We start from the raw sequence: 17,035 nt of genomic DNA on the forward strand, positions 1-17,035 counted from the left end.
ACCCCTGAACACTATGGGAGCGAGCTTGCTCGCGAAGGGGGTTGACCGGCAGAGAACCTACAGCGCCTGCCACCCACCCCCAAGCGCCTTGTACAACGCAATGCTTGCCTGCATTCGCGACAATCTCAACTGCACATTCAAGTCCTGCGCGGCGTACAGCGTGCGTTGGGTTTCCAGCACCGTCAGCCAGTCTTCGGCGCCGGCCTGATAGCGACTCTGAGCAATGTTGAAGGCGGTTTGCGCCTGCCCCAGTTCCTCGCTTTGCCATTGCCGTTGCTCGTCGAGACCGCGAATGCTGTTCAAGGCTTTTTCGACATCGGCGAAGCCGTTGATGATCGCTCCGCGATAGTTTTGCAGCAGTTCTTCCTGGCGGGCTCTGGCCTTGTCACGCTCAGCGCCGAGGCGACCGTTATTGAAGACCGGCCCGATCAATCCGGCCGTCAGGTTGTAGAACGGGCTGCGCAGGATGTCGCGGAACTGGTCGGATCCCGAGCCGAAATCGGCACTAAGCTTGACAGTGGGCAGCATGGCGGCGCGGGCGACTTTGACGTCGGCTTGGGCGGCGGCCAGCTGCGCTTCGGCGCGGGCGATGTCCGGGCGTCGATTGAGCAGATCGCTTGGCACACCGGCGGCGATTCCCGGCCATTGCAATTGATCGAACGATTCCCGGTTCAGTGCAAGTTCCTGAACGGGTCGACCGAGCAGCGCCGCGAGGCTGATCGAAGCGTCTCGTGCTTGTTGCTGCACCCGCGGTAATTGTCGTTGCTGGGCGGCCACCAGACTTTTCTGCTGAGCCAGTTCCAGGGCGGTGGCCGAGCCTGAGTCAAAGCGCGTTTGCACCAGTTTCAGCACGCTTTGCGCGTTGGCCAGATTGAGTTCTGCAATGCGGCTCTGCTCGCGCAGCGACAAGGTTTGCGCATAGGTGTCGGCGACACTGCCGAACAGGGTCAGCTCCACCGTGGCGCGGTCGAACTCGCTGGCCTGCAAGGCAAATTGCGCACTGTCGCGCGACGCCTGTTTGCCACCCCAAAAGTCGATTTCGTAACTGGCATTCAGATTGGCGTCGAAATAATCCACAGCCTTGTTACTGCTGTCGGCGTCCAGTTGACTGTAGCCGTTGCCGCGTAACAGTTTCTGCCGATTGGCATTGAGCGAGGCCTGCACCTCAGGCAATTGAGAACCGCCGGCGATCACAGTGCCGGCCTGGGCCTGGCGTACCCGGGCCACGGCGGCGGCGAGGTCGAAACTGCCGGCGCGCGCTTGTTCGATCAGACGATCAAGCTCTGGGCTGCCAAACTGCGTCCACCATTGCGGGTTGTTGCGAGCACTGCTGGCAGTATGCGCTGACTGCCACGCGGCAGGAGGTTGCAAGCCACTGTCCGGACGCTGGAGGGGACTGCCGCAGGCGCTGAGGATCAGGCAAACGGTCAACAAACTGAGGCGCGGTTTCATAGATCGATCATTCACTGGTAAGGGCCGTGACCGGGTCGAGCCGGGCAGCTTTGCGGGCCGGCATGAAGCCGAAGACAACACCGGTGACCTGCGCGCAGCCAAAAGCGCCGAGCACCGCCAGTAACGAGAAGGCGACCGCGACGTCGCTGAGGATCAGCACGCCGCCGACGAGTAACGCCAAGGCAATCCCGGCGATCCCGCCGACCACCGAGAGCATCACCGCTTCGGTGAGGAACTGGCGCAGGATGTCGCGCTGACGCGCACCGGTGGCCATGCGAATACCGATCTCGCGGGTGCGTTCACGCACGGTCATCAGCATGATGTTCATCACGCCGATACCGCCGACCAGCAACGAAATCGCGGCAATCGAACCGAGCATCAGCGACAGGGTGTTTTGCGTGCGCGCTTCGGCCTGGATCATCGCGGCGTTGTTGGTCAGCTCGAAATCTTTCTTGCCGTTGTGCAGGCGCAGCATCATCCGCTCGATGTCCTGCTCGGTTTCCTTGACCCTGCGCGCATCGGCGGCGGCGATGGCGACGTACTCCGGGTTATAGGTGCCAAACAGGCGCGTGCTGGCGGCGGAGTAGGGGATGGCAATGCGGTCGTCGCTGTCGGAATCGCCAGAGCTGGAACCCTTTTCCGCGAGAACCCCGACCACTTGAAAGGGCACGTTTTCAATCAGAATGTACTGCCCGATAGGGTTGGCGACATCCTTGAGCAACTTGCTTCTGACTTTGTGTCCGATGACGGCTACCGCAGCGCCACTGGCTTCGTCGGCAGCGGTGAAGTAAGTGCCTTCAACCACTGGCCAATTGAAAATTTTCGGGAAATTGGTGTCATTGCCGCCGACGTAACTGTTGTGGTCGAGATTGCCGAAACGCACCACGGCTTCGGCGCCGTTGACGGGCATGATCTGCTTGATCAGCGGCAGGGTGGCGAGCACGGCGAGGTCGTCGAGGGTGATGATGCCCTGCGGTGCGCGCGGGTGCGGAGGCACGCCGCCCAGATAAATGATGTTGGAGCCGAACGCGCCCATTTGCGCCATGACCTGACGCTTGCTGCCTTCGCCGACCGCCAGCATCACCACCACCGAGGCCACGCCGATGATGATGCCGAGCAGGGTCAGCGCGGTGCGGAAGCGATTGATCCACATCACTCGCCACGCCGCGTGCAAGGCGTCGACCAGCTCGCCTTTCCAGGCGCCGGTGGCTTCGGCACCCTCGGCCAGACGCTTGCGCAGATCGACCGCTTGCAGAGCGCCGGGGTTGGCGCTGGTCTGGGCCTGGGGATTGTCCTTTGCGCTGTCGCTGATGATCAGGCCGTCGCGGATTTCGATGATGCGTTTGGCTCGAGCCGCCACTTCGCGATCGTGGGTGATGAGGATCACCACATGGCCCTGGCTCGCCAGCTCGTCGAGCAGCGCCATGACTTCTTTGCCGCTGTGGCTGTCGAGGGCACCGGTCGGTTCGTCGGCCAGAATGATGTGGCCGCCGTTCATCAAGGCGCGGGCAATCGACACCCGTTGTTGCTGACCGCCGGAGAGTTGATGGGGGCGGTTGCCGGTGCGTGAGGCGAGACCGAGACGGTCGAGCAGGGCGGCGGCGCGGGCATGGCGCTCGGCGGCGGGCGTGCCGGCATAGATTGCCGGCATTTCGACGTTTTCCTGGGCCGAGCCGGACGGAATCAGGTGGTAACCCTGAAACACAAAACCGAAGGCTTCGCGGCGCAGCCACGCCAGTTCATCGCTGTCGAGGCCGGCGACGTTTTCCCCGGCGAAACGGTATTCACCGGACGTCGGTCGGTCGAGGCAACCGAGGATGTTCATCAGCGTCGATTTGCCGGAACCGGAGGCACCGACAATCGCCACGAATTCGCCGGCGTGGATCGACAGGTCGATGCCGCGCAATACATGAACTTCAGGCGCGTCGCCGCCGCCATAGGATTTGCGGATGTCCTGCAGGTCGATCAGGGGCGTTTGCATTTAACCCCCGTTGCCGTCAGCCGGGCCGATCAGCAGGTGATCACCCTCACTCAGGCCATCGAGAATCTGCACCTTGAGGCGGTCACTGATACCCGTATGCACCTCGCGAGACTCGATCTTGCCATTGGCGGCAACCACCTGCGCGGTCTGCAGGTCGGCTTTGTCGCTGCCTTGCAGGGCCGCCACCGGGGCGGTGAGGACATCCTTGGCCTGATTGGCGACGAAGAACACCTGGGTGGTCATCTCCGCCATCAGTGCGTTGTCGCCGTTATCGACGTCGAGCAAAACCGTGTAAAGCACGACGCGGGCGCTACCGCTTTTGCTGCTGGCCGGGCTGCCGCCGCCCTGGCTGGTCTGATCGAGCGGCTTTGGCGGCACCGGCAGGATTTGCCGCACCGTGCTGCTCCAGCGCCGGTTGCCGCCGCTGAGGGTAGTGAAATAAGCGGTCATGCCCGGTTTGACATGGCCGATATCCGCCTCGGAAACCTCGGCCCAAACGGTCATCGGCGACAGCTTGGCGATGCGCAGAATCAACGGTGTCTGCTGTTGTGCGTTGAGGGTCTGGCCTTCGCGGGCATCGAGGGCGACCACGGTGCCGGCCATGGGCGCATAGATCCGCGTGTAACCGAGCTCGGCCTGATCGCTGCGCAGGCTGGCTTCGGCCTGACGGATCTGCGCCTGGAACATGTCGATGCGTGCTTGCGTGGCTTTCAGTTCGGCGCGAGCGGTCTGTACGTCTTCTTCACGGGTTGCGCCACCGGCGGCGAGGTTTTGCTGGCGCTGATATTTCTGTTGCGCCAGTTCATGTTGGGCGCGTTGTTCCTGCAATTGCGCCTTGAGGTTCTCGATCGAGAAGCGGCCGGCGTCGAGCTTGGCCTTTTGCGTCGATGGATCGATTTCTACCAGCAATTGGCCTTCCTTGACCACATCGCCGACTTCGACATGGATTTTCTGAATCTGGCCGGAGGCCTGCGCACCGACATCGACGTAACGGCGTGGTTGTAACGTGCCGAGTGCGGTGACGCTGCTTTCGATATCGCCACGGCTCACTTGCACGGTGGCGAACTTATCCCGGCCCGGCGGCATCATTTGCCATGCGGCAAAGCCAACAACGGGGATCAGACAGAGGACTACGAGCAGGGCGCGTCGGGCGGGGCGGGGACGTTTCATGCAGGGTTCCGGCCAGTGGAAATCGGCCCGTCGTTCGGCTGGCACACAGTTTCGGGCAGCACTGAACGCTGTCGCAAGGTGCGACAGACACGGGGAGCTGTCCTGTAAACGATGGAAGTGCAGGGGAATTTAACTGCGGACACACGAAGTTACAGCTATAGAGCAGGACTATTTGTCGGTCAACGACAAACACCACTTTAAATCTATATGAGAATTACTATAAATTACGCGCCTCAAGTTGCCACTATCTTGCTACTGCGTTTTGCGCCGTCGTAAATCGGTGTGCTCAAGGACACAAACCGCATTTCGCGGCCGGGAGTCATGTTGGAAAACTACTATCGCGAGCTGGTGTGTTTCCTGAACGCCAAGCTCGGCAACCGTCAGGTTGCCGAAGATGTGGTGCATGACGCCTATGTGCGGGTGCTGGAGCGCTCCAGCGGCACGCCGATCGAGCAACCCCGAGCCTTCCTCTATCGGACCGCGTTGAATCTGGTTATCGATGACCATCGCCGCAACGCCCTGCGCCAGGTCGAACCGCTGGAAGTGCTCGACAATGAAGAGCGCTATTTCACTCCGTCGCCTCACAGCAGTCTCGATCATGGCCAGCGCCTAGCGATGCTCCAGCGTGCGTTGGCCGAGTTGTCACCGCTGTGCCGCGAAAGTTTTCTGCTGCGCAAGATCGAGGGTCTGTCGCACCCGGAAATCGCTGAGCAACTCGGCATTTCCAAGGCTTTGGTGGAAAAACACATCGTCAACGCCATGAAACATTGCCGCCAGCGCATCAAACAATGGGATGCCCATTGATCTTTCCTCGTTAAATTTTTTTTCACCGTCCTCGTTCCTACTCAACAGACGATCTGCTGTCCTGCTCCAGGCCGGTCAGGTCATTCAGGCTTTATCCCCGTGGTTGAGGGGTTCATCCAGAGGACACTGGAAATGACACAGGCAATTGCATCGCCCATCGTTCACGACCTGATCGGCGTCGGTTTCGGCCCTTCGAACCTGGCACTGGCCATCGCCCTGCAAGAGCGCGGCCCGACGCAGGGTGAGCTGGATGTGCTGTTCCTCGACAAGCAAGCCGACTACAGCTGGCACGGTAATACCCTGTCGACCCAGAGCGAGTTGCAGATTTCCTTCCTCAAGGATCTGGTGACCCTGCGCAATCCGACCAGCCCCTATTCGTTCGTCAATTACCTGAAGTACCACGGCCGTCTGGTCGACTTCATCAACCTCGGCACCTTCTACCCGTGCCGCATGGAGTACAACGATTACCTGCGCTGGGTCGCCGGACAGTTCACCGAGCAGAGCCGTTACGGCGAAGAAGTGCTGACCATCGAGCCGGTGCTGCACAACCATCAGGTTGAAGCGTTGCGGGTGATTTCCCGTGGCAGCGATGGCCAGCAACATGTACGCACCACCCGTTCGGTGGTGGTCAGCGCTGGCGGTACGCCGCGTATCCCGGAAGCGTTCAAGGTGCTGAAGGGCGACGCCCGTGTGTTCCACCACTCGCAGTACCTGTCGCAAATGGCCAAGCAGCCGTGCGTGAACAATCAGCCGATGAGCATCGCGATCATCGGTGGTGGGCAAAGCGCGGCGGAAGCCTTTATCGACCTGAACGATTCGTTCCCGTCTGTGCAGGTCGACATGATCCTGCGCGGCTCGGCGCTGAAGCCTGCGGATGACAGCCCGTTCGTCAACGAAGTGTTTTCGCCGGAGTTCACCGATCTGGTGTTCCAGCAGAACAGCGCCGAGCGTGAGCGTCTGGTCAACGAGTACCACAACACCAACTATTCGGTGGTGGACATCGATTTGATCGAGCGCATCTACGGCATCTTCTACCGCCAGAAGGTCTCCGGGATTGCCCGTCATGCGTTTCGCACCCTGACCACCGTCGAGAGCGCCACCGCCACCGAAAACGGCATCGAACTGGCCGTGCGCAACAACGCCACCGGCGAAGTTACTGTGCGCAACTACGACGCCGTGGTCCTGGCCACCGGTTACGAGCGGCAGATGCACCGCAAACTGCTGGCACCGCTGGAAGAATACCTGGGCGACTTCGAAGTCGATCGCAATTACAAAATGATCACCGACGAGCGCTGCAAGGCCGGCATCTACATGCAGGGCTTCTGCCAGGCCAGCCATGGCCTGAGTGACACGCTGCTGTCGGTGTTGCCGATTCGTGCCGATGAAATTGCCGGCTCGCTGTATGAGCATGGCAAGAATCGTGGGCATAGCCGTTCGATGGCGGATCTGTTGTTGGCGACTGCGAGCTGAATCAGCATTGCCTGAAACACCGCATTCGCGAGCAGGCTCGCTCCCACAATGGTTCTGTGTACGCAGGACAAAATGTGGGAGCGGGCTTGCTCGCGAAGGGGCCATCAAAAGCACCATAAAATCTGAATCCTGAACCTTGCCGGCTCGCTGTATGAGCATTGCAAGCACCGTGGGCATCGTTCGATGGCCGATTTACTGCTGGCGACTGCCAGCTAAGTTCAGCGGCGCCTGACCGGCCGCCTTCGCGAGCAAGCCCGATCCCACAATGGTTCTGTGTACGCAGGACAAAATGTGGGAGCGGGCTTGCTCGCGAAGGGGCCATCAAAAGCACCATAAAATCTGAATCCTGAACCTTGCCGGCTCGCTGTAGGAGCATGGCAAGCACCGTGGCCATCGATCGATGGTCGATTTACTGCTGGCGACTGCCAGCTAAGTTCAGCGGCGCCTGACCGGTCGCCTTCGCGAGCAAGCCCGATCCCACAATGGTTCTGTGTACGCAGGACAAAATGTGGGAGCGGGCTTGCTCGCGAAGGGGCCATCAAAAGCACCATAAAATCTGAATCCTGAACCTTGCAGGCTCGCTGTATGAGCATGGCAAGCACCGTGGGCATCGTTCTATGGCCGATTTACTGCTGGCGACTGCCAGCTAAGTTCAGCGGCGCCTGACCGGCCGCCTTCGCGAGCAAGCCCGCTCCCACAATGGTTCTGTGTACGCAGGACAAAATGTGGGAGCGGGCTTGCTCGCGAAGGGGCCATCAAAAGCACCATAAAATCTGAATCCTGAACCTTGCAGGCTCGCTGTATGAGCATGGCAAGCACCGTGGGCATCGTTCGATGGTCGATTTACTGCTGGCGACTGCCAGCTAAGTTCAGCGGCGCCTGACCGGCCGCTTTCGCGAGCAAGCCCGCTCCCACAATGGTTCTGTGTACGCAGGACAAAATGTGGGAGCGGGCTTGCTCGCGAAGGGGCCATCAGAAGCGCCACACATTCTGTTCCTGAACCCTTCCTGAACATCCCCCACATTCCCCGACACACCTCCTTTTGCGGGTTTACTCTCCAGACATCGGGGCGTAAGCTTCGCGCGTTTTCATCAATAGCGGAGACCCACAGTGGGTACTTGTTCGAGTGACAGTTGTCGGCCGGTCTCGGTAACCGGCAGATTCTCGGCAAGATAACGCGCCTCTTTTGTGCCGTTGTCTCGCCGTAACAGCGAGCAGCGGCATCCCGTGCATGGCCAATCCCTGGTCATGCCCCCGACGTCCTTCTCATCGACACTGAAAGCGTGTGATTTCGACTTTATCGTCGTGATCGCAGCCCTATCGACACGCCTGTCTTTTCTGACCGGCGCGCCAAGCCTTGCCGTGCCGGTTTTTCCGGCGGACGAGGCGCGGTCGTACCTGCTTGACGGTTTCCCGGCTGACCATAGGGGCAACAGCCATGAAACTTACGCTCAAGGAATTTTTCGCAGGCTTTCTGCGTAACCGCCACATCGCCCGGCACTTCCGTCGCCTGGCCTTGCTGGAAACCATCAACGACACCACGGTCAGCCGTGAAGTCCCGCCAACCCTGGCCAACACGCTGGTCGATGCCGCGCATTGCGACAGCGGTGTGCTGCTGTCTTCAATGGGTACCCACCCTGAGGGCCTGACCGATTTCGAAGTCGACGCCCTGCGCGCGCAATACGGCCTGAACGAAGTCGAACACGAGCAACCGCTGCCATGGTGGATCCACCTGTGGCACTGCTACAAAAACCCGTTCAACCTGCTGCTGACCTTGCTGGCGCTGATCTCGTGGCTGACCGAAGACCTCAAGGCCGCCGTGGTGATTTTCTCCATGGTGGTGCTGTCGACGCTGCTGCGCTTCTGGCAGGAAAGCAAATCCAATCAGGCCGCCGATGCGCTGAAGGCGATGGTCAGCAACACCGCCACGGTGATGCGCCGTGACGCACCGCGCAGCGAGTTGCCGATCAAGCAATTGGTGCCGGGCGACCTGATCGTGCTGTCGGCCGGCGACATGATTCCCGCCGATTGCCGCGTGCTCAACGCCAAAGACCTGTTCGTGAGTCAAGCGGCGATGACCGGCGAATCGATGCCGGTAGAGAAGTTTGCGCGGCAGGCCGATCGCGACACGCGCAATCCGCTGGAGCTGGACAACATCCTGTTCATGGGCACCAACGTTGTGTCCGGGACGGCGGTGGCGGTGATTCTCACCACGGGCAACAGTACCTATTTCGGTGCCCTGGCCCAGCGTGTCGGCGCTACTGATCGTGCAGTGACGTCGTTCCAGCTAGGCGTCAACAAAGTCAGCTGGCTGTTGATCCGCTTCATGTTCGTCATGGCGCCGCTGGTGCTGTTCATCAACGGTTTCACCAAAGGCGACTGGACCGAAGCGCTGCTGTTCGCGCTGTCGATCGCCGTGGGCCTGACCCCGGAAATGCTGCCGATGATCGTCACCTCGACGTTGGCCAAAGGCGCAGTGTTTCTGTCGCGCAAGAAAGTCATCGTCAAACGCCTCGACGCGATCCAGAACTTCGGCGCCATGGACGTGCTGTGCACCGACAAGACCGGCACCCTGACCCAGGACAAGATCTTCCTCGCGCGGAATGTTGATGTCTGGGGCGAAGACTCCGACGACGTGCTGGAAATGGCTTACCTCAACAGCTATTACCAGACTGGCCTGAAAAACCTGCTCGACGTCGCGGTTCTGGAGCACGTGGAAGTACACCGTGAACTGAAAGTCGGCACGGCCTTTCGCAAGGTCGATGAGATCCCGTTCGACTTCAATCGTCGGCGCATGTCGGTGGTGGTCGAAGGCCACGGCCAGCCGCATCAACTGATCTGCAAAGGCGCGGTGGAAGAAGTGCTGGCGGTGTGCAGTCGCGTGCGTCACGGCGACGTCGATGAAGCCTTGAGCGATGAATTGCTGACCCGGATTCGTCAGGTCACCGAAGCATTCAACGCTGAAGGCTTGCGCGTGGTGGCCGTGGCCGCCCGCTCGATGCCAGAGGGTCGCGACACCTACAGCCTGGCGGATGAGCAGGAGCTGACGCTGATCGGTTACGTGGCGTTTCTCGATCCACCGAAAGAAAGCACCGCGCCAGCGCTCAAGGCCTTGGCCGAGCATGGCGTGGCGGTAAAAGTGCTGACCGGCGACAACGAGTTGGTGACCGCGAAAATCTGCCGCGAAGTCGGGCTCGCGCAACAAGGCCTGTTGTTGGGCAACGACGTCGAGCGCATGAGCGATGCTGAACTGGCGGTGGCCGTGGAAACTACCAACGTCTTTGCCAAACTGACGCCGTCGCACAAGGAACGCATCGTGCGCATCCTCAAGGGCAACGGCCATGTGGTCGGTTTTATGGGCGACGGCATCAACGATGCGCCGGCGCTGCGTACCGCCGACATCGGTATTTCCGTGGACAGCGCGGTGGACATCGCCAAAGAGGCAGCCGACATCATCCTCCTGGAAAAGAGCCTGATGGTGCTGGAGGAGGGCGTGCTCGAAGGGCGCCGGACCTTCGCCAACATGCTCAAGTACATCAAGATGACCGCCAGCTCGAACTTCGGCAACGTGTTCTCGGTGCTGGTGGCCAGTGCGTTCATTCCGTTCCTGCCGATGCTGCCGATGCACCTGCTGGTGCAGAACCTGCTCTACGATATTTCGCAGATCGCCATCCCGTTCGACAACGTCGATGAGGAGATGCTGAAGAAGCCGCAAAGCTGGCAGCCGGGCGATGTCGGGCGCTTCATGCTGTTTTTCGGTCCGATCAGTTCGATCTTCGACATCACTACGTTCGCCTTGATGTGGTACGTGTTTGATGCCAACACCCCGGATCACCAGACCCTGTTCCAGTCCGGCTGGTTCGTGGTGGGATTGCTGACCCAGACGCTGATCGTGCACATGATCCGCACGCCGAAGATTCCGTTCCTGCAAAGCCGCGCCGCCATGCCGCTGCTGGTAATGACGGGGATCATCATGGCCGTGGGCATCTTCCTGCCAATGGGCCCGCTGGCGCACTACTTCAAATTGCAGGCACTGCCATCGCTGTACTTCGTGTTTTTGCCGGTGATCCTGCTGGCGTACATGGCGTTGACCCAGGCGGTTAAAGGCTTCTACATCCGCCGGTTCGGCTGGCAATAACAGCAGTACAACGCTGCTCCCCCCTGTGGGAGCGGGCTTGCTCGCGAAGACGTCGTGTCAGTTGCTTTTTTGTTGGCTGACACACCGCTTTCGCGAGCAGGCTCGCTCCCACAGGGGATTGGTATGTTTTCAAGGACAAGACTATGCAAGCCATCAACAACCTCAACATCACCTCGCTGCTCGACACCCTGGTCAGCCTCAGCGCCGCGTTCATTCTCGGTGGCCTGATCGGCTTCGAGCGCCAGTACCGGCAACGCACCGCCGGCCTGCGCACCAATGTGCTGGTCGCCGTTGGCGCGGCAATTTTCGTCGACATGGCCAACCGTCTCGCCGGCGCTGAAGGCGCGGTGCGCGTGGTTGCCTACGTGGTCTCCGGCATCGGCTTTCTCGGCGCTGGCGTGATCATGCGCGAAGAAGGCAATGTGCGTGGCCTCAACACTGCCGCGACCCTGTGGACTTCCGCCGCCGTCGGTGCCTGCGCGGGTGCTGATCTGCTCGCCGAAGCGGTGCTCGGCACACTGTTCATCCTTGCCGCCAACACCTTGCTGCGGCCGATCGTCAACAACATCAACCGCCAGCCGCTGGACGTGGTCTCGGCGGAAGTCACCAACATCGTTTACGTGATCGCCTGGCGCTCACAGCAAAAAGCCGTGTTCGCCTTGCTTGAAGCGGAGCTGGAACGCAGCAATTACCCGGCCAGCGATGTCGACGTACATGCCTTCGGCGCCGATGAAATCGAGATCGAAGCGACGCTGGCAACCACCTCGGTTGATGGTGATGAGCTGGATGCACTGGTGGCGCGGATCTCGACGTCATCGCTGGTGGTGCAGGCGTTCTGGAGTCCGAGTACCACTGAGTAAGCTTTCCCGGGAAATTTCCCAAGGTGCTGTTCTTGGCAAATTTCGGGGATTTACCAAATGTTTTTAAGAATATTCCTACATAGGTTCTACAAACATTTGTTTAGTGTGCTCAGTACATTTTTCTGACGCTGTTTATACCGATGTCCTACAAATGCTGGCGGTTCCTGATTGTCGAAGAGAACAGCATTGTGCAAACCAGAATCGCGAAGACCTTGACCCAGCTTGGTTGTCGGAATCTCACGCCAGTCGGTTCGTTTCGAGAATTGCTGGCTCTGACGCACTACTCTCACGACCCGTTTCTATATTTCGATCTGATGATTATCAACGGCGAACTGTTTGCCACTATGGGCGTCGATCCGGTGCGCTTCTTTCAGAGCAACAAGCAAATTCGCCAAGGGGTGATTCACGATCTGCGCCGTGGTCAGCCACAACCCGAAACGATTTACGCCAACGCTCGCCGCCAATTGAGTCTGATCCGTACGCCGGATCGACAGACGCTTGGCGCCTTGCTGGAACAGCTCGTGGTTTAGGTGCTTTCCGATGAAGGTCAATCATTGACGTTTGCCCTTTGGAGGCGGTGGTTACGGCCCGTGAAGCGTCGGTGTACGAATCCTTTGCGGATCAGCAGACCTCGGAGGAATCACCGGTTTTTTAGGAAAAGTCCTACAGAATCAGCTTTCAAGCTTGCGTAGTCTTGCCCACCCAGAAACCGTGACCACCAGGAGATTGAGCATGATCAATAAAGCCCTGCGTATCCTGATCGCCGACCCGCAGCATTTTCACCGGATGAAAATCGAGCGTCTGTTCAATGGCCTCGATTACTACCGCGTTGCGCCGGTGCAGAACCTCGCCGAGCTGTTGAACCTGGTGGATTACGGCGGCGAACCGTTCGACGTGGTGGTCATCAACGCCGAACTGGCCTCCGGCGCGCTGGATCTCTTGGGGTTCTTCCTCGATAACCCACAGGTGCGTCACGCGTTGATTTACAACGAACCCTCGGCGCCGCTGCAGGTGGCTTCAGGTTTCGCTCAGGACAATGTGCAGATCAGTCATGCGTCATTGCCAAACACGCAGTCCATCAAACACTTGATGGCCGTGGTCGATGTGCCCACGCAACACCTCTGGTCGGGCGTCAGGCATGAGCCCACCCTGCAACGTCGAGCGAATGCATAAATATTCATTTGGCGCAACTGTCAGATCTGACAGGTGATGTATTTCCATTTCCGTGCAACAGTCACTGCGCAGCCACTGTATGCGGGTAGTCCGTATCTATGGTGCCATCGTCAAGTATTTGCCTGGGAGTGGTCATGAGTTCAGCGCTGATCGTCGACGATCATCCGGCGGTGCGTGCCGCCGTCAGAATTGTTTTGCTAGCCGAGAGATTCACAGAAATTCACGAAGCCTCCAACGGCGAGCAAGCGATGTCGCTGATTCGCGAACATCGGCCACGCCTGATGGTGCTGGATCTCAATTTACCGGGGAAAAGCGGTCTCGAGTTCATCCCGCGCATCAAGGCTGATTATCCCGACTGCCTGATACTGGTATTCACGTCGTACCCGCCAGAGCACTGCCAGGAGCGCTGCATACGTGCTGGCGCCAGGGCGTACGTAGCCAAAAGTAATAGTCTGGAGCAGTTGTACAAGGCCATACAGGCAGTAAAGTCCGGGCATTGCTATTTCAGCGCTCTGCCGGACAATATTCACAGCTTGAGCTCAGCGCAGGTGACGGAAAAACACCTGCTCGAGCAGCTTTCCGATCGTGAGATGACCATACTTGTGCATTTGGCAGAGGGCGAGCCGAACAAGATGATTGCCGCTCGCTTGAATCTGAGCCACAAAACCGTCAGCACTTACAAGACTCGTCTGATGGCCAAGCTGGGGCTCAAGTCACTGATGATGGTGCGCGAGCTTGCCAAGCGTAACGGTCTGATCCGCGAGGTCTGACATGGCGCGGTGTCGATTCGTTTTCCTGCTGCTGATGATGTTCGGCTCGTGGGTCAGTGCCAGCGATGAGCCGGTCATTCTCGAGGTGCTCAGCCGAACTCGCCCGGATGCCTTGATTCGTCTCGATGGGCAGGATCAGCAATGGCTGCGCGAACATCCACTGTTGCGCGTTGGCATCTCCGGTCCCGACTATCCACCCTTCGAATTGACGCGCAACCGGCATGAGCTGGAAGGGCTGACCGCTGATTACGCCGATCTGATCGCGCAGTTGCTCAACGTCCCGATTCAGGTGCAGCGCTACGTCGACCGCAATGCTGCGCTGATGGCGCTCAAACGTGGTGAGCTGGACCTGCTGGGCACGTCGAACAACTTTGAAAGCGCCGACCCTGCATTGATCCTGTCGCGAGCCTACGCCGAAGACCAGCCAATGCTGGTGACCCGACTCGATGAAACGTTGCCGGCGGAACTGGCGGGCAAGTGCCTGTCGATGGCCGACGATTATTTGCCGCTGCCCATGGTTCGGGCGCTCTACCCTCAAGCCATCGTGCAACAGCACAGCTCGGCGATGGATGCCCTCGGTGCGGTGGCGTTCGGCGCCTGTGACGTTTATCTGGGCGATTACATCAGCGCCAATTACCTGATCAACACCAATTATCGCAACGACCTGCAATTGGCCGGGCCTTCGGGCCTGGATGCCAACCCGTTCGGGTTTGCCTTGCTGCGTAGCGATGTGCGGCTCAAGCGTTTGGTCGACAAGGCATTGATGGCGATTGCGATGGAGCAGCGCCAGCTTATCGAGCAACGCTGGAGTGCCGGTCGGGCCGAGATGGCCGTTCAATCGCAGATGCAACTGAGTGCCAGTGAACAGCGCTGGCTGTCCGAGCATCCGACGGTGCGAGTCGGTGTCATCGAGGACCTCGCGCCGCTGACGTTTTTTGATGCCAACGGCAATCTTCACGGGCTTTCTGCGCAACTGCTCAACCTGATCAGTCAACACAGCGGGTTGAACTTCAAGTTCATCCGTGGACGTTCCCTCGACCAGCAGATCGCTCAGCTCAAGACCGGTGAGCTTGACGTCTTGCCAGTGGTGACGCCGAGCAGCGAGCGCGAAGCCGAACTGCAATTCAGCCGGGCCTATGTCAGCAATCCGTTCGTGCTGGTCGGTAAGAACACGACGGACAGTCCGCGCACGCTCGATGATCTGGCCGGCAAGCGCCTGGCGATTTATCGTGGCCATCCTTTGCACGGGTTTGTGCAGCAGCGGGTACCTGAAATACGCATTATCGAGGTCAGCAGCCCCGCCGATGGCATGGAGAGGATCATCAAAGGTCAGGCTGACGCGACGGTCAGTTCGTTGCTGGTCGCACGTTATCTGATCGGTCGCCACTACCGCGAGCGCCTGCGCATTACCAGCACCGTCGGTGATCAACCGGCCCTTATCGCTTTGGCCTCCGCTCCGCAGGCCACGGCGCTGCATTCGATTCTGAACAAGGCATTGCTGAGCATCGCGCCGCAGCAGATGGACGAACTGGTCGAGCGCTGGAGCCATGACGTCGTGACCGAAGAGAGCTATTGGTTGCGTCATCGCGGCGAGATTCTGCTTGGCTTTGCTGGCGCGGCGGGGTTACTGCTGTTGGCGCTGCTCTGGATCGTTTTCCAGCGCCGGCAGATTCGTCAACGTCAGCGATGGCTGCAGCAACTGCAGGAAGCCAAAGACGTGGCCGACGATGCCAATCGGGCCAAAACAACGTTCCTGGCGACCATGAGCCATGAAATTCGTACCCCCATGAGTGCCTTGATCGGCATGCTCGAATTAGCCTTGAAACGTGCTGAGGAGGGCGTCACCGATCGCCTGGCCATTCAGGTGGCGTCCAATGCCGGGCAGCAATTGCTGGCACTGATCGGCGATATTCTCGACATCGCCCGGATTGAGTCGGGGCATCTTTCCCTTGCCCCGGAACGGGCCAATCTGCGCGAACTGGTGACCTCGGTATGCCGGGTGTTTGAGGGGCTGGCGCGGCAGAAGCGGTTGCTGTGGCACATCAATCTCGATGCGCGCAGTGACGTCGACGTATTGATTGATCCGACGCGCTTCAAGCAAGTGCTGTCGAACCTGTTGAGCAACGCGATCAAGTTCACCGAGGAGGGCGAGGTGAGCCTGCGGCTTGCGGTGAGCGCAACGTCAGCCGAGCGGTTGGCCGTGATAGTGGTCATCGAGGACAGCGGGATCGGGATCAGCGCACAGGATCGACAACGCTTGTTCAGCCCGTTCGTACAGGCAGGCAATCATGGGCAATCGGGGCGCAGCGGTTCCGGATTGGGCCTGGCGATCAGTCGCAGTCTGTGCGAAATGATGGGCGGCACGTTGCGGCTCGACAGCGAGCCGGGCCACGGTACGCAAGTCGAAGTCAGACTTGAGTTGCCGTTGCTGGTCGCTCTTTCGCAATCCCCTTCACCCTCGGAAACGCTGATCGTTGCTGCGCCAGCGTTGGATATTCTGGTGGTCGACGATAACCCCGTGAACCGTTTGTTGCTGTGCTGGCAGTTGAGTGAGCTGGGCCATCGCACGGTCGCCACCGAGGACGGCCATGAGGGCCTGGAGCGCTGGCGGACTGAGACATTCGATGTGGTGATCACCGACTGCAACATGCCTCGGCGCAACGGTTATGAACTGACCCGGGCGATTCGTGACGAAGAAGCCACGAGTGGCCGGGCGTCTTGTCTGATTCTCGGGTTTACCGCCAATGCGCAGGTCGAGGAGCGGGTTCGCTGTCTCGATGCCGGCATGGATGAATGCCTGTTCAAGCCGATCCGCCTGGATGATCTTCAGCAGGCGTTGAGTGGCGCAGGCCATTGTCAGCGTGTGTTCCACCCGATTGTGGAGGTTGCCCTGAGCGAACTCGACCTGAGCACGCTGGAGCAGATGGCCGGCAATAACCACGCGCTGATCGCACATCTGCGTAAAGAAGTCTTGGGTAGCCTGCGCAGCGACCTGTGTCGTCTTGACGATTTGCGCAGCGGACACGACCGCGCAGCACTGCGCGATCTGGCCCATCACATCAAAGGTGGTGCGCAGATGGTCGGTGCCGCACGGGTGGTGGGTGCCTGCGCCGAACTGGAGCAGGCTTGCCGCGCCAGCGAAGTCGATGCTGTCGTGACAGCGATCGAGGCGCTACGCGAAAGCCTGCACAGTCTCGCGCGGCATCTTGAGGTTTAA

Annotated in this window: 11 protein-coding genes; 8 read left to right on the plus strand and 3 right to left on the minus strand. The window is 59.7% G+C overall.

From position 1 onward, the window contains the following. Nucleotides 1-57: 57 nt before the first annotated feature. Genes ATI02_RS03645 through ATI02_RS03655 form a run of 3 tightly spaced genes read right to left on the minus strand, consistent with a single transcriptional unit; the run spans nt 58 to nt 4,603 of the window. Nucleotides 58-1,452 carry an efflux transporter outer membrane subunit gene (locus ATI02_RS03645; RefSeq protein ID WP_100845456.1) on the minus strand — a complete coding sequence of 465 codons (1,395 nt, stop codon included), beginning with the start codon at nt 1,450-1,452 and terminating at the stop codon, nt 58-60. A gap of 7 nt (nt 1,453-1,459) precedes the next feature. Continuing rightward, entirely contained in the window at nt 1,460-3,433 is a 1,974-nt protein-coding gene (locus ATI02_RS03650; protein ID WP_100845457.1) for a MacB family efflux pump subunit, read from the minus strand. Then, a complete protein-coding gene (locus tag ATI02_RS03655) occupies nt 3,434-4,603 on the minus strand; it encodes an efflux RND transporter periplasmic adaptor subunit (protein ID WP_100845458.1) in 1,170 nt (389 codons plus the stop codon). Nucleotides 4,604-4,924: 321 nt separating this feature from the next. On the opposite strand from ATI02_RS03655, the gene ATI02_RS03660 reads away from it, so the two are divergent. From ATI02_RS03660 to ATI02_RS03695, 8 genes are all read left to right on the plus strand, one after another. Next, a complete protein-coding gene (locus tag ATI02_RS03660; RefSeq protein WP_100845459.1) occupies nt 4,925-5,407 on the plus strand; it encodes a sigma-70 family RNA polymerase sigma factor in 483 nt (160 codons plus the stop codon). A 132-nt stretch (nt 5,408-5,539) separates the two neighbouring features. Next, nucleotides 5,540-6,877, plus strand: a complete 1,338-nt coding sequence (locus ATI02_RS03665; protein WP_100845460.1) for a lysine N(6)-hydroxylase/L-ornithine N(5)-oxygenase family protein — start codon at nt 5,540-5,542, stop codon at nt 6,875-6,877. Nucleotides 6,878-8,315: 1,438 nt separating this feature from the next. Continuing rightward, nucleotides 8,316-11,015, plus strand: a complete 2,700-nt coding sequence (gene mgtA / locus ATI02_RS03670) for a magnesium-translocating P-type ATPase (protein ID WP_100845461.1) — start codon at nt 8,316-8,318, stop codon at nt 11,013-11,015. 143 nt (nt 11,016-11,158) lie between these two features. Next, a complete protein-coding gene (locus tag ATI02_RS03675) occupies nt 11,159-11,875 on the plus strand; it encodes an MgtC/SapB family protein (protein WP_100845462.1) in 717 nt (238 codons plus the stop codon). Nucleotides 11,876-12,063: 188 nt separating this feature from the next. Continuing rightward, nucleotides 12,064-12,405, plus strand: a complete 342-nt coding sequence (locus ATI02_RS03680) for a hypothetical protein (protein WP_238156266.1) — start codon at nt 12,064-12,066, stop codon at nt 12,403-12,405. 202 nt (nt 12,406-12,607) lie between these two features. After that, on the plus strand, nt 12,608-13,048 hold the full coding sequence (locus ATI02_RS03685) for an ANTAR domain-containing protein (RefSeq protein ID WP_100845464.1): 441 nt from the start codon (nt 12,608-12,610) through the stop codon (nt 13,046-13,048). Between the two features lie 134 nt (nt 13,049-13,182). Then, nucleotides 13,183-13,818 carry a response regulator transcription factor gene (locus tag ATI02_RS03690; RefSeq protein ID WP_100845465.1) on the plus strand — a complete coding sequence of 212 codons (636 nt, stop codon included), beginning with the start codon at nt 13,183-13,185 and terminating at the stop codon, nt 13,816-13,818. A 1-nt stretch (nt 13,819) separates the two neighbouring features. Beyond that, on the plus strand, nt 13,820-17,035 hold the full coding sequence (locus ATI02_RS03695; RefSeq protein ID WP_100845466.1) for a transporter substrate-binding domain-containing protein: 3,216 nt from the start codon (nt 13,820-13,822) through the stop codon (nt 17,033-17,035).

Origin of the sequence: Pseudomonas baetica, assembly GCF_002813455.1 — a bacterium.
Taxonomy (GTDB): domain Bacteria; phylum Pseudomonadota; class Gammaproteobacteria; order Pseudomonadales; family Pseudomonadaceae; genus Aquipseudomonas; species Aquipseudomonas baetica.

Excerpts from the sequence above, each read along its gene's own strand:
- ATI02_RS03645 (WP_100845456.1), bottom strand. The coding sequence starts at position 1,452 with ATGAAACCGCGCCTCAGTTTGTTGACCGTTTGCCTGATCCTCAGCGCC.
- ATI02_RS03650 (WP_100845457.1), bottom strand. The coding sequence starts at position 3,433 with ATGCAAACGCCCCTGATCGACCTGCAGGACATCCGCAAATCCTATGGC.
- ATI02_RS03655 (WP_100845458.1), bottom strand. The coding sequence starts at position 4,603 with ATGAAACGTCCCCGCCCCGCCCGACGCGCCCTGCTCGTAGTCCTCTGT.
- ATI02_RS03660 (WP_100845459.1), top strand. The coding sequence starts at position 4,925 with ATGTTGGAAAACTACTATCGCGAGCTGGTGTGTTTCCTGAACGCCAAG.
- ATI02_RS03665 (WP_100845460.1), top strand. The coding sequence starts at position 5,540 with ATGACACAGGCAATTGCATCGCCCATCGTTCACGACCTGATCGGCGTC.
- mgtA (WP_100845461.1), top strand. The coding sequence starts at position 8,316 with ATGAAACTTACGCTCAAGGAATTTTTCGCAGGCTTTCTGCGTAACCGC.
- ATI02_RS03675 (WP_100845462.1), top strand. The coding sequence starts at position 11,159 with ATGCAAGCCATCAACAACCTCAACATCACCTCGCTGCTCGACACCCTG.
- ATI02_RS03685 (WP_100845464.1), top strand. The coding sequence starts at position 12,608 with ATGATCAATAAAGCCCTGCGTATCCTGATCGCCGACCCGCAGCATTTT.
- ATI02_RS03690 (WP_100845465.1), top strand. The coding sequence starts at position 13,183 with ATGAGTTCAGCGCTGATCGTCGACGATCATCCGGCGGTGCGTGCCGCC.
- ATI02_RS03695 (WP_100845466.1), top strand. The coding sequence starts at position 13,820 with ATGGCGCGGTGTCGATTCGTTTTCCTGCTGCTGATGATGTTCGGCTCG.